The sequence below is a fragment of the Lacinutrix sp. C3R15 genome, from assembly GCF_018860825.1.
GTDB lineage: Bacteria > Bacteroidota > Bacteroidia > Flavobacteriales > Flavobacteriaceae > Oceanihabitans.
On sequence record NZ_JAHKPZ010000015.1, the window covers coordinates 193235 to 207213 of the forward strand.

Sequence of the window (13979 nt, forward strand, 5' to 3'; positions counted from 1 at the left end):
TTAATATTCTGTTTTGTCCACTTTTTTAGTCCATTCTTGAAAAGGTTCTAAAGCAATTTCTCTTGCTAATTGCTCAAAAGGTATGCTTCGTTTTTCGTAAGGTAATGGTATTTCTTTGTAAATAAATTCGTCATCAAAACCAATATTTGCAGCATCTACTTGGTTGCTTCCGTAATATACTTTATCTGGTCTTGCCCAATAAATAGCACCTAAGCACATTGGGCAAGGTTCGCAAGAGGTGTAAATTTCGCAACCATCTAATTGAAAAGAATCTAAGTTTTTACACGCGTCTCTAATGGCAGTAACCTCTGCATGTGCAGTTGGGTCGTTAGTTGAGGTTACTTTATTGTTGCCGCGTCCTACAATTTTTCCGTCTTTAACAACTACGCAACCAAATGGTCCGCCTTCATTGTTGTTCATTCCTTTAAGAGCTGCGTTTACAGCTTCTTTCATAAATTGTTCTTTTTCAGGTGTATTCATTTTTTAATTTAGATGTTTTTTAATAATGTCTTAACAAGCTAATATACTACTTTTAAATAGTGATTTAAAGGAAAGAAATTCAAATTTTAATGCTAAGAAAATGCATTTCATTTTTAAACGTGTTTCTTTGTTAATGCTAATTCCATTTGCATTATAGTGCTATATTTGTGTTTTTGTACAAAAGGAAGTGTAGCTTTTGCTAATTTGTTGCCATATTGGCTGTTTTACAGTTATTTGTTTTTAATTTAAAAGAGAAAATTGTATTTTTTTCAATTAGACTAAATAAAATGTTATATGAATGTTTATACAATAATACTTTTAGAGCTATTGCTTCTGTCTTCAAGTATTCTTTTATTATTTAAATTTAGAACTAAGCTTGGTTTAGCCCCTCTATATATTCTTTTAGGGTCTGTACAATATTTACAAGCCAATGTAGGTAGTTCTGTTAGTTTTGTTGTTTTTGAGGATTATTCTATTTATCCTGGTTCTATTATTTTATTTAGTGGTGTTTTATTTGCGGTTTTATTAATTTATATAAAAGAAGGAGCAGCAAGTGCTAGGACACTTATCTTTGGAATTATTATTTCGAATATTATAATGACATTAATGTTTGAAATTACCTATTTACAACAAATAATAAATAGTGAAATTAATAACACGTCACTTTATCCTAATTCTGTTTTTAATATAAATTTCAAGTTCTTTTTAACAGGTACATTTTTATTACTAATAGACTTTTTGTTATTAGTAATAATATATCAATATTTAATTTCAAGGGTTAAAAAACTTCCTTTCTTTTTAGTTCTTTTTAGTTCTCTTTTAATTGTATTAACTTTTGATTCTATTGCATTTAATATCGCTATGTTTTCTGGAGGCTCGGTGTTTAAAACCTCTTTAATAGGGCACCTTATAGGAAAATCTACTTCGGCATTTATCTTTTCAGTACTACTTTATGTGTATTTAAAGTATGTAGATAATGCAAGGACAACAACAACTTTTATAGCCAACAAAGATTTAGATGTGCTTTCTATAATTCAGTATAAGAAGAAGTACGAAGAACTTGCGATTGAAAAAAACCAGATTAAGGAAAAGTTAACTTCTAAAATGGAGAATACATTAAATAATATTTCTGATGGTTTTGTTTCCTTAGATGCAAATTGGTGCTACACCTTTATTAATAAAAAAGCGGCAGATATTTTAGGGAAATCACCAGAAAGTTTAATAGGGAAACATATTTGGACCGAGTTTCCTGAAGGAATAGAACTTCCGTTTTATAAGGCATATTATAAAGCGGCAGAAACTCAAGAAACTGTATACTTTGAAGATTATTATAAACCATTTGACAAATGGTTTGAAAACAAAATATATCCATCTCCTGAAGGCTTACTTATTTATTTTACAGATATTACAGAAAAGAAAAAAGCAGAGGAAAAAAATCAAAAGCTACTGTCTTTAATAGAAACAAGTGATGAGTTTATTGGTTTAGCAAGCTTAGAAGGAAAGCCTATTTATTTGAATGCTAATGGAAGAAAATTAGTAGCATTAGATAAAGAGGAGGCAATGCCAGATTCTATTACCGATTTCTTTTCAGAAGACTATCAGGAAACAATACAAAAAGAACATCTAACCAGTATATTTAAAACAAATAAATGGAGAGGTGAAGTAACCTTTAAAAACTTTAAAACGGGAGATTTAATACCAATTGAAATGTCTGGGTTTTTAATTAAAGATAGTCAAAAAAATACTCCAATAGCATTAGGTATTGTAGCTAAAGATATTACACAACGTAAGGAGTCTGAAGAGAAATTAAAAAATAGTGAGCTGCTGTTTAGACGATTAACATCTAACGTACCAGTAGGTGTTTTTCAATCAGATAAAGATGGTTTTTGTAATTATGTAAATCAAGAATGGTTAGAATATGCAGGAATGTCTTTTAATGAAGCAGTAGGTTTTGGTTGGACTAATGCTATTCACCCTGAAGACAAAGAAAGAGTTGATCAAGAATGGACAGAATGTGCAGCAGCAGAAAAAGAATTTATATCTGAACTTAGATTTGTAAGTAAAGAAAAGACAACATGGCTTTCTGTTAAAGCTGTAGGAACCTCTGATATAAACAATAATTTGTATGGCTATATTGGTATGGCTTTAGATATTACAGATAGAAAAAAGGCAGAAGCAGAAATTAAAAGAAGTCAAGTATATCTTGAAAATATAATAAACAATATAGGTGATCCTGTTTTTGTAAAAGATGATGAAAGTAAATTATTAATTGTAAACGATGCTTTTTGTACCATTTTTAATTTAAAAAAAGAAGCAGTAATTGGCAAGACTTTAGTAGAACACGTTTCAGCTGAAGAACAAGAAGTTTTCTTAAAAATTGATAAAGAGGTTATAGAAACAGGTGTTGAAAATGTAAATGAGGAAACGTTAACAATAAAAGGAAAAGAGTCTAGAATAATTTCTACAAAAAAAACAAGATTTATTGATGCTAATGGTTCTAGATTTTTAATTGGAATTATAAGAGATGTTACAGAACGTAAAAAAACAGAAATAGAATTAGAAAAACATAGAAATAACTTAGAAGAGTTAGTTAAAATTAGAACAGAGGAAGTGAATTCTAAAAATAAAGAATTACAACGAATGAATAATTTGTTTATAGGAAGAGAGTTGAAAATGAAAGAATTAAAAGGTATTATTAAAGAATTGAAATTGAAAAATGATAATTAAAAAGAATATAAAACCATTTAATGTTTGCTTTATATGAAACAAAGTGCTTTTTATCCTTTGCTTAAAAAACCATTTGTTTCGGGTTTAGCAACTTTAATAATATTACTTGTTATCACTCAGTTTATTGCCTATCAAAAATATTTAATAAACGAAAATGAGGATAAAAAAGAATTAAATAATCAAGTAGCTTTAATTAAAGAAAAACTGCAAACATTGGTAATGTACAGTTATTCAGCAACAAAAACACTAGCCTACATTGTTGAAAGAAATGGAGTTCCAGAAGATTTTAATAACATAGCCATGGAGTTATTAGAACGAAACAAATATTTTGACGTTGTAGAATTAGTAGATGCTAATGGTTTTATTACACACGTATATCCATTAAAAGATAATGATGTAATTGGTTTTAATATTATAAAAAGTATTGAGGCTGCTAGTGGTGCCTTAGCAACAATAAAACGAAAAGATTTTTTTATTGCTGGCCCAGTTCATTTAAAACAAGGAGGGATAGGCATGGTAAGTAGGCAGCCTATTTTTATTGATAACAAATTCTCTGGGTTCTCTGCTGTTGTTACTACGTTGTCTACTTTTTTAAAAGACTTAAATATAGATAATAAAGAAGATAATCGCTTTATTTATCAATTATCAAGAGTTAATTTTAATACAGGAAAGGAAGAGTTTTTTTTAGAAAAAGACATGTCTTCCTACCAATCATATGCTGTGCCTATAAAGATGTCTTCTGGAGAATGGAAACTATATGTGGTACCATCAAAAAAACCATTGAACACAGCAATAGGTTATATGGTATTTGGTTTTATAATTTCTTTTTTAGGAGGTTGGAGTGTTTGGTATTTAAAAGGGCAGTCACAACGATTTAAAAAACTGGTGAATAGTAAACTGGTAGAACAAGAAAAGCAACTCAAGCAAATTTATGAGTCATCTAAAGAGAAAATTGAGAAAAGTGAGATATTATATCGTAGTCTTACTTCAAATGCGCCAGTTGCTATATTTAATACCAATGAAGCAGGTGCGTTTACCTATGTAAATGAACAGTGGGTTAAATATTCTGGTATGAGTCTTCAAAAATCTTTAGGATCGGCTTGGCAAAAAGCTATACATCCTGAGGATAAAGAAAGAGTTTTAAATGAATGGCAAAACACAATCATGAATGATACCGAATTTAAATCTGAACTTAGATTTCAAGATAAAAACGGTAAAATTACTTGGCTACAAGTTAAAGCTGTTAAACTTATTGATACAAATAATAAAAAGTATGGGTTTATTGGTATAGCTTCAGATATTACCGAAAGAATTAATAATGAAAAAGAATTGTTAGGCTATAAAAATAACCTTGAAAAATTAGTAAACTTAAGAACCGAAGAACTTCATGATAGTAAAGAAGCTTTATTGAACCTATTAGAGGATATGAATATTCAGTCTATGGAGTTAGAAAAAGAAAAAGTAAAAGCCCAGTCTGCAGATTTAATGAAATCTGCATTTCTAGCTACCATGTCTCATGAACTTAGAACACCAATGAATTCTATTATTGGCTTTACAGGTATTTTATTAAAAGAATTAGCAGGACCATTAAATGACGAACAAAAAAAGCAACTAACTATGGTTAAAAATAGTGGAGAGCATTTGTTGAGGTTAATTAATGATGTTTTAGATATTTCTAAAATAGAAGCTGGTAAATTAAAAGTGTCTTTTTATCCTTTTGATTATTTATTATCCTTAAAAAATACACTTGATTTTTTAAAACCACAAGCTTCTGCTAAAGGGCTAGGTTTTAAAACAGAAATTTCAGAAATGAAAATAACGCTTGTAAGTGATGAAAGACGTGTTGAGCAAATTCTGTTAAACTTACTTTCAAACGCTATTAAATTTTCAAAAAAAGGAGACATATTAGTAAAAGTAGCTATACAAGATAATGTATTAATAACACAAGTAATAGATCAAGGAATTGGTATTAGTAAAAAAAATCTTGTTAAGTTATTTATGCCTTTTATTCAGTTAGAAGCAGGTTTAAGTAGAAACCATGAAGGAACAGGTCTTGGTTTAGCTATTTGTAAAAACTTAATTGATAAATTAGGCGGAACCATTGAGGTTGAAAGTGAATTAGGAAAAGGAAGTAATTTTACTTTTAAATTACCTTTAGACTATACTCTTGATAATTAATACAATTGTAAGTAACGTTTTATATTCAATTGTGTATATTTAAAGTTTTATGTGCCGATATTAAATTTACAATAAAAAATGAAACCAACTATTTTAATAATAGAAGATAACGAACAAAACATGTACATGTTATCTTACTTACTTTTAAAAAATAATTTTAATATATTAAAGGCGTATAATGGTGTTGATGGGTTAAAATTAGCACATGAAAATCATCCAGAAATTATTTTAATAGATATTCAGTTGCCTGATATGGATGGACATGAAATATGTGCTAAATTAAGGCATAACGGGCTTCCAAAAGAAACTGTAATTATAGCAGTTACATCGTATGCAATGGGAGGAGATAAAGAGAGAGCTATTGAAGCAGGAGCTAATGGTTATATTGAAAAGCCTATCAATCCAGACACTTTTGTAAATCAAATGAAAAGTTTTTGTAATACCAAATGATGTAAATAGTGAAAAAGAAAACTATTTTAATAGTAGACGATGTATATGAAAATCTTTATTTGTTAAAGATAATTCTTGAGCAGGCTAATTTTAATGTCATTGAAGCTAATGATGGAAGAGAAGGATTACAGAAGCTTAAAGAAAATGCTATAGATCTAATCATTTCAGATATTTTAATGCCAGTGATGGATGGGTATATGCTATGCCAAGCATGTAAAAAAGATCCATCATTAATGAATATTCCTTTTGTTTTTTACACCTCTACATATACAGATAAGTTAGATGAAGATTTTGCTATAAAACTAGGAGCAACACATTTTTTACGAAAACCTACAGAACCAGATGAAATTATCCAGTTAATTTTAGATATTTTTAAGGAGGTAACACCTGAAAAAAAATCTGCCGAAGAAGTACAGTTTACAGAGCAAGAAGCTTTAAAGCTATATAGTAAAAGACTTATTAGTAAACTGGAACAAAAAAATTTAGACTTAGAACAGGAGGTATTAAAGCGAAAAAAAGCACAACAAACATTAGTTAATGAAAATCTGGTTTTAGATTTAATAGCTAAAAACACATCGCTTCATAAAATATTTAACCATATGCTTTCTAATTATGAGTCGCTGCACCCAGAATATTATGGTTCTATTAGTGTGGTGCAAGAAGATGGTGTTCACCTTAATCTTGTTTCTGCACCATCTTTACCAAAAAAGTATATAGAAGCTGTTAAAAGCGTAGTTGTAGGTAAAGCAGTTGGCTCTTGTGGTACTGCTGTGTTTACTAAAAAGCCTGTTATTGTTTCAGATATTAGTACAAGTAAGTTATGGCAAGATTATAAAGATATAGCCTTAAAGTATAATTTAAAATCTTGTTGGTCTATTCCTATCCTTACAGATAAAGATGAGGTATTAGGTACTTTTGCAATTTATAGTAGCACAATTAACGCTCCATCTTTAGAAGATATTAAAGAGTTGAATTCAGCTGTTAGATTAGCACAAATGGCTATTGTGAAATTCAATATTAAAGCAGAAGTAAAAAAACAAGAAGAGTCTTATAAATCTTTAGTTAGTCAAGCTAGTGATATTATTATTATCTATGCTTTAGACGGAACAATTTATTCTTTTAATAAAGCGGCAAACCTTAGTTTAGGGTACACTAAAAAAGAGTTTTCAAAACTAAAACTACAAGATTTTTATGTAGGTGATTTAATTCAAGACCCAATTAAACATCAAGAGTTGCTAAACGGTAAATCTATTTTGTTTCCTAGAAAGTATAGACGTAAAGATAATTCTGTATTAGAAGTTGAAGTATCTGCAAAACTTCAAAAAGATGGAAAAGTATTGGCTATTGCTCGTGATATAACAGAATGGCAAAATAATTTAAAAGAAATAAGAGAAGCAAAAGAGTTTTCATCCAGTCTTTTAAACTCTATGCATGAAGGCTTAGTGGCTATAAATTTAGAGTCAGAAATTATTCGTGTAAATCCAGCTTTTTGCGCAATGACTGGTTTTACAGAAAAAGAATTAATAGGTGTAAAACGCCCATTTCCATATTCGCCACCAGAATTAAAAGAAGGAAATGATGCACGTTATAAGTTATTAATAGAAAATAAAAATAAAAAAGAATATGAAAATACATACATGCGTAAAAATGGAGAACGATTTCCTGTGTATGTATCTATTTCTAGTATTTATGATGAAAATGGAGTAAAAACTGCAAATTTTTCTACAATACAAGATATAACAGAACGAAAAAAAGCAGAATTAGCTTTACAGTTAGCCAAAGAATTTAGAGATAAGCTTATCATGTCTATGCAAGAAGGTTTGCTTATTACTGGTTTAGACACTAAAATTATTATGGTTAATGATTCTTTGTGTAAAATAACGGGTTATTCTAAAGAAGAGCTAACAGGGCATTCACATCCTTATCCCTTTTGGCAAAAAGCAGACTATGATGCTGTTTTAAATAGCTATGAAGAAGTTGCTAAAAACGAAGTAAACGAATTTTATTTCGAAATCATTAAAAAAAATGGTGAAAAAGTGACAGCATCTTTTTTTACAGGTACCATAAAAAATGACAAACAAGAGGTTTTTGCATTGTATGCTACTGTTAAAGATGTTACTGAAGAGTTAAGAGTAAAACAACTATTAATAGATAGAGCAAAAAAATCTAACGAAAAGAAAGATGTCATTTTAAAATTAGCCAATTTAGTGGGGCAAGACTTTAATTCTTCGCTAAATAAAATTACAGAGTTAGCTGCTAAAACCTTAAATGTAGATAGAGTAAGTGTCTGGAAATTTAATGAAGATGAAAAAAAATTACACTGTGAAAACCTGTTCAATTTAAAGACAAATAGCATTGAAAAAGGAAATAAACTAGCGTATTCAGAACATCCAAATTACTTTAAAGCTTTAAACGAAAAAAAAGCATTACTTGTTAAAGATGCCAAAAATAGTACTATTACCAAGTCGTTTTTTAATTCCTATTTAAAACCCAATAACATAACATCTCTTATGGATGTTTTTATTAACAGTGCAATTGGTTATTATGGTATTATTTGTTTTGAACATGTTGGCGATTCTTTAAGAGAATGGACAGCCGAAGATTTAGAGTTTGCAACCTCAATAGCCAATGTAGTGTCTCTTATGGTAGAGAGTACAGAGCGTAAAATAGCCGAAAATAAAATTACAATAACCAACCAAAAATTAACAGTAGCAAATAAAGAGTTAAACCAATTAAGAAATCAATTAGAGCAAGAAAATGTCTATCTAAGAAATGAGCTAGAACTGGTGTTTAATTATGAAGAAATGGTTTATGGTAGTGAAGCGTTTAGCAATGTTTTAACAGAGGTTGAAAAAGTAGCACCTACAAATGCTACTGTTTTGTTGTTAGGAGAATCTGGAACAGGAAAAGAATTATTGGCAAGAGCAATACACAATACTAGTTTGCGTAATAATAAACCATTAATTAAAGTGAATTGTTCTGCAATACCAAGAGAGTTGATAGAAAGTGAGTTGTTTGGTCATAAAAAGGGTTCTTTTACTGGAGCAGTTAATGATAAAATAGGAAAATTTGAGCTAGCAGATAAAGGCACCTTGTTTTTAGATGAAATTGGTGAGTTGCCATTAGATATGCAACCAAAAATATTAAGGTTTTTGCAAGAAGGAGAAATTGAGGTTGTTGGAGGTGCTACTGGCTTAAAAAAATTAGATGTTCGAGTAATTGCTGCTACCAACAGAAATTTAAAAGATGCTATTCAAAAAAAGGAGTTTAGAGAAGATTTGTATTTTCGTTTAAATGTATTTCCTATAGAAGTCCCTCCTTTAAGAGATAGAAAAGAAGATATACCTTTATTGGTAGAGCATTTTGTAGATAAATTTAATAAAGCTTACGGAAAAAGCATCCAGTATATTACAGATGATGCAATGAATAAGCTAAAAGCTTATAATTGGCCAGGAAATATTAGAGAGTTAGAGAACTTAATTGAGCGAGCTTCTATTTTGTCTAATACAGATACTTTAATAGTTCCAGGTTTTGAATCTTCTGCACAAAAGGCAAAACCAATTAATAATAAAGATTTAAGTCTAGATGCAGTACAACGCAATCATATTGTGCAAGTATTAGAACAATGTAATTGGAAAATTAGTGGACCTAATGGAGCGGCAGATGTGCTTAAATTAAAACCGAGTACATTACGTGATAGAATGACTAAATTAAAAATAGCAAAACCATAATAAATTAACGGTATACCGTTAATTGATGTATTTCGTCTATGAAATTAGCGGTATAACGATGTTTTGCTGATTTGCTAGAAAGCGTAATAAAATCATAAAATACTGATTTACAGTGTTTTGTGATTTTTTTTTGTTTTTAAATAATGTTTGGCACCTGTATTGGAATACGTTTTCTAAACTAATACCAATGGAAAACAATAACTTAACAGACTTTTTTAATTTTAGTGTAGATCAAAACGTAATCTTTTGTAACGTAGTTCGTGGTTTTAATGAAAAATATATAAGTAAAGACCTAGAGGATTTATTTTCTGTTTCTATTTCTAATTTATCAAGTGGTGAACATTTACCTATATTAGTTGATATGGAAAACCTTAATTTTTATACCTCTATTAAGGTGTTTAAATTTTTATCGAATAATTCCAAAATTAAGTCGATAGTTCTCTCAGAAACTTTCCTAGTTAATTCTTACTGTTTAAAAGTCCTTTTAAGTTTTCAAAATTTTATACGCATAACTGTTATTCCAGATGCGGTTTTTAAAAGTTTTAAATCTGCATTTCGCTATTGTGATGAAAACAATAAAATGTATAACGCGCTTAGCTAGTTTCTACCTAAAATAATTTTCCCTTTAAATTATATATAACTAATACAAACCTTAAACAATTAACTTATGAGAAAGAAATACTTTTTTTTTAATTGCCTCATTATTTGCAACTTTCTGTGTTGTTATTCGCAAATTGTGAATGAAGGCATATTACAAATTGAACCTACAACAAATGTGTATTTTGAAAACGAATACACTAATAAAAGCACAGGAAGTCATGCAAGCAACGGAAACCTTTATTTAAATGATAGTTTTATAAATAACGGAAATACTTCGTCTACATCAGGAACTACCTATTTTAAAAGTTCAGCGAACCCGTTAGTAAGTATTTCGGGAACTTCAAATGCTGTTAATTTTAATAATTTAGAAATCGATATTACTGCAGTAAGCAAAAAAGGTGTGTCTGTAGTAGATGGTTTTGCTTTGCAAATAGAGAACTCTCTTAGTTTAGTGAGTGGTGATATTCGTTTAACTGGTGAAGCGCAGCTTATACAAAAACATTTAGGTACAGATGTTAATACTATAGGTTCTGGAAAAATACTGATAGACCAACAAGGTTATGCTTCTGCTTATAAATACAATTATTGGTCATCACCAGTAAATAATAGTGGTGTCTTTTCCTTATTAAGCGGTAAGTTTGATGGTACAGATGCAAGCGTAAATCCGTTTAATCCACAAACAATGTTGTTTAATTCTGGTTCGCCTTATAACGGTGTGCCTTCTGTTTTAGATGGTAGTGATAATGTTACAACTGCCTTGACCATTAATACAAGGTGGATCTATAAATACTTACAAGGTGCAGGAGCGTATGGAGATTGGGTTAGTTTAAACCAAAATAGTATGTTAAATCCTGGTGAAGGGTATACTATGAAAGGAACAAATACTGCTTTAGCTAACCAAAATTATGTCTTTTATGGAGCGCCAAATAATGGGGAGTATTTAATGCTTATTAATTCTGGAGAAGAATCTTTATTAGGTAATCCGTATCCTTCAGCATTAGATACAGATGCATTTATTACAGATAATTTAGCATTGTTTGATGCGCTTTACTTTTGGGTAGATGGAGGGTCAAATTCACATGGTACCACAGATTATTTAGGTGGTTATGCTATACGTAATTTATCAGGAGGAACAGCGCCTTCTGTATCTGCATCTTTAATAGGAGGTATTGGTACGGCAGGTAGTGCAGAAGCTCCTAAACGTTATGTGCCAGTGGCTCAGGGTTTTTTTGTTAATGCTTACGCAAGCGGATCTATAGTTTTTAATAATTCACAAAGAGATTTTAAAACAGAATCTTCAGGAGATGCTGTTTTTTATAGAACATCAAATGCAGATAATACAGATTCTGATGTTAGTACTGGTTTAGGTGATGACCTAGAACGTGATATCGATAATAAATACATACGAATAGGTTATCAAGATCCCGAAGGGTTTCATAGACAATTACTTTTAGCTTTTTTGCCCAACTCACCTGCAGATATACATTATAACCTTGGTTATGACGCCTTATTGATAGATAGTAGAGAGGATGATCTTTTCTTTATAGTTGATGATGAATTAGATAAAAAGTTTGCAATTCAAGGGGTAAACTCTTTTAGTGAAGCCTTAGAGCTGCCATTAGGGATTATAATTTCAGAAGCAGGTTTGCATGAAATTATGATTGATGAAATAGACAATTTTGAAAACACCATTTATTTAAAAGATAATATTTTAAATACTACACACAATTTAACAGCTTCTAATTTTAATATCAATTTACCTGCTGGCGAATATTTAGATAGATACTCTTTAGTGTTTTTGCCACAAGAGTCTTTATCTAATACAGATGTAAATGCTTTAAATGTGGATGTTTTTTATGATGGAAATAACAATATTGTAGTGAATAACACAGAAAGAATTACAATAAAAAGCATCAAAATATATAATGTTTTAGGGCAAGAAGTTTTTAAAGCAAATACAGACTTAAACAATAAAGATAGATTACAAATACCATTCAATCATAGCCAGGGAATCTATTTGGTAAATGTAGAAACCAAAGAGGGTAAATTAACTAAAAAAATATTAAACTAATTATTATGAAAAAATTAAACTTTAAAATAGCCATATTAACGTTAACAGCCTTTATTAGCTTTAATTATAGTGCCTTATCTCAAGTAGGTATAGGTACCTTAACACCAGATGCTTCTTCTATGTTAGATCTAAGTTCTACAGAAAAAGGAATGTTAGCACCAAGAATGACATCTGCAGAAAGAACCGCAATTTCAAGTCCAGCAAATGGTTTGTTAGTGTATGATATAACAGAAAATGCATTTTACTTTTTTAAATCAGGTACTTGGACAAAGATGGAGTCAGAATCAAGTGTTAGAAGTAATCATAAAATAATAACTTCAGCTGCAGATTTAAGTGATGAACTTGCAGCAGGAGGAGGTAGTAAGTATTTGCTAACTTCAAATACATTATATGAAATAAATGGAGAGATTACTTTAGCGCAATCTATAGATTTAAATAATGCGTATTTAATTGGTTTAGATACTAATGAAGATAAGTTAAGTAAATCTGGAGGAACAATGTTTGTTGGTTCTACAGGAGGAAGTATAAGAAACCTAACACTAAGTGCTCCAGGTGGAACTGTTTTTAATTTAACAGGATCAAGTGCAGAAAGTTTTGTTTTTAGAGATTCTATTGTTGCTAGCTCTGCATCTGTAGGTACTATTGATGGTTATGGCTTGGTGTTTTTAAGTATTGTTCAATTTTCAGGAAATACAACAGGAGTAACGTATAGTAACATAGCCAATTTATTATTGAGTAATATGGGGTGGTTTTCTAATAATTCAGGAACATATGAAACGTTTACAGGAAATTTTGGTATTATTGAAAAACAAGGCGGATTCTCAGAATTAAATGGTACTACTATAGGTGTAGATGTAAGTAGTAGTCCTGTAGTTCAAAGTGGTGTTCTTACTGGAGTTAGCTTTAGTGGTTCTAGTACACAGTATGTAAATAAATATGCTACGGGATCCTATCCAGGGTTTAATTTTAATAATGCATGGACGGTAGATTGTCCAGGTCTTCCGGTAGAGTCAGATCAAGTTGCAACAGGTAATATTTATTATGACGGAACCATTACAACAGGTTTTGTTCAAAGTGTAACAAATGGAAGTCCGTTAAATTTAAGAGGGAATAGTAATTCAAACTCTACAGCTTCTGTTAACCTTTTAAGAATGTCTTCCCCTCAAGATAATAGGTTAACTTATTTAGGGCAAAAAACAAGAACATTTCAAATAAATGCAGCGCTGTCTGTTAGAGGAAATACAAGCGTTGGTAATTATTACGCTTTTTTTATAAGAAAAAAAGGAATAGAAACTTTAACCGAAACAAATACTTTAATGCGTGTTAATAATACTTCAGACATTTCAAGTATTTCTATTTCAGGAACTGTTGAGTTAGCTCCAAATGACTATATAGAAATTTGGGGACAACGATTAAATAGTTCTGGTACTTCATCAATAACCGTATTTTCATTAAATATTAATATCAAATAAAATAGTTGCTAAAAAAGTTTGGTGAGTATAAAGTGATAGAAATTACCTCCAGTTTTATTTGTTTTAAACTGGAGGTGTTTTTTTAGTGGCTATCTGCTATAAAGTTGGTTTTAATCTATAAAAGCAATTATATCTCCTTGTTAAATAAAAGGGTTGTTGTGTTTTAAAGGCTTTAATTTAGGGAGTATGCATCTTTTTAAAACATTTGTTTTTATTCTAGCTATGCACATATTATTTGCTCGTTAAAATGCTAAAACTAATTTAATACTG

Annotated in this window: 8 protein-coding genes; 7 read left to right on the forward strand and 1 reads right to left on the reverse strand. The window is 29.9% G+C overall.

Annotated features, from left to right (window positions below):
* Positions 1-480: a nucleoside deaminase gene (locus KO494_RS06385; protein ID WP_215966767.1), complete on the reverse strand. Its 480-nt coding sequence runs from the start codon at positions 478-480 to the stop codon at positions 1-3.
* Between the two features lie 294 nt (positions 481-774).
* On the opposite strand from KO494_RS06385, the gene KO494_RS06390 reads away from it, so the two are divergent.
* The 7 genes from KO494_RS06390 (at position 775) to KO494_RS06435 (ending at position 13709) form a co-directional block, all read left to right on the forward strand.
* Entirely contained in the window at positions 775-3207 is a 2433-nt protein-coding gene (locus KO494_RS06390; protein WP_215966768.1) for a PAS domain S-box protein, read from the forward strand.
* A 33-nt stretch (positions 3208-3240) separates the two neighbouring features.
* Complete coding sequence (locus KO494_RS06395) at positions 3241-5385, forward strand: ATP-binding protein (RefSeq protein ID WP_215966769.1); 2145 nt, start codon at positions 3241-3243, stop codon at positions 5383-5385.
* A 78-nt stretch (positions 5386-5463) separates the two neighbouring features.
* Positions 5464-5835: a response regulator gene (locus tag KO494_RS06400; protein WP_215966770.1), complete on the forward strand. Its 372-nt coding sequence runs from the start codon at positions 5464-5466 to the stop codon at positions 5833-5835.
* 8 nt (positions 5836-5843) lie between these two features.
* Positions 5844-9566 (forward strand): sigma 54-interacting transcriptional regulator, encoded by a 3723-nt coding sequence (locus KO494_RS15975; RefSeq protein WP_303427149.1) that lies wholly within the window; start codon positions 5844-5846, stop codon positions 9564-9566.
* Between the two features lie 187 nt (positions 9567-9753).
* Positions 9754-10167, forward strand: coding sequence for a hypothetical protein (locus KO494_RS06425; protein ID WP_215966771.1), 414 nt, complete (start codon positions 9754-9756; stop codon positions 10165-10167).
* 135 nt (positions 10168-10302) lie between these two features.
* Positions 10303-12237: a T9SS type A sorting domain-containing protein gene (locus KO494_RS06430; RefSeq protein WP_303427150.1), complete on the forward strand. Its 1935-nt coding sequence runs from the start codon at positions 10303-10305 to the stop codon at positions 12235-12237.
* Between the two features lie 5 nt (positions 12238-12242).
* The gene (locus KO494_RS06435) at positions 12243-13709 is read left to right on the forward strand and encodes a hypothetical protein (protein WP_252730340.1); all 1467 of its coding nucleotides are present in this window, start codon (positions 12243-12245) and stop codon (positions 13707-13709) included.
* Positions 13710-13979 lie beyond the last annotated feature (270 nt).

Excerpts from the sequence above, each read along its gene's own strand:
- KO494_RS06385 (WP_215966767.1), bottom strand. The coding sequence starts at position 480 with ATGAATACACCTGAAAAAGAACAATTTATGAAAGAAGCTGTAAACGCA.
- KO494_RS06390 (WP_215966768.1), top strand. The coding sequence starts at position 775 with ATGAATGTTTATACAATAATACTTTTAGAGCTATTGCTTCTGTCTTCA.
- KO494_RS06395 (WP_215966769.1), top strand. The coding sequence starts at position 3,241 with ATGAAACAAAGTGCTTTTTATCCTTTGCTTAAAAAACCATTTGTTTCG.
- KO494_RS06400 (WP_215966770.1), top strand. The coding sequence starts at position 5,464 with ATGAAACCAACTATTTTAATAATAGAAGATAACGAACAAAACATGTAC.
- KO494_RS06425 (WP_215966771.1), top strand. The coding sequence starts at position 9,754 with ATGGAAAACAATAACTTAACAGACTTTTTTAATTTTAGTGTAGATCAA.
- KO494_RS06435 (WP_252730340.1), top strand. The coding sequence starts at position 12,243 with ATGAAAAAATTAAACTTTAAAATAGCCATATTAACGTTAACAGCCTTT.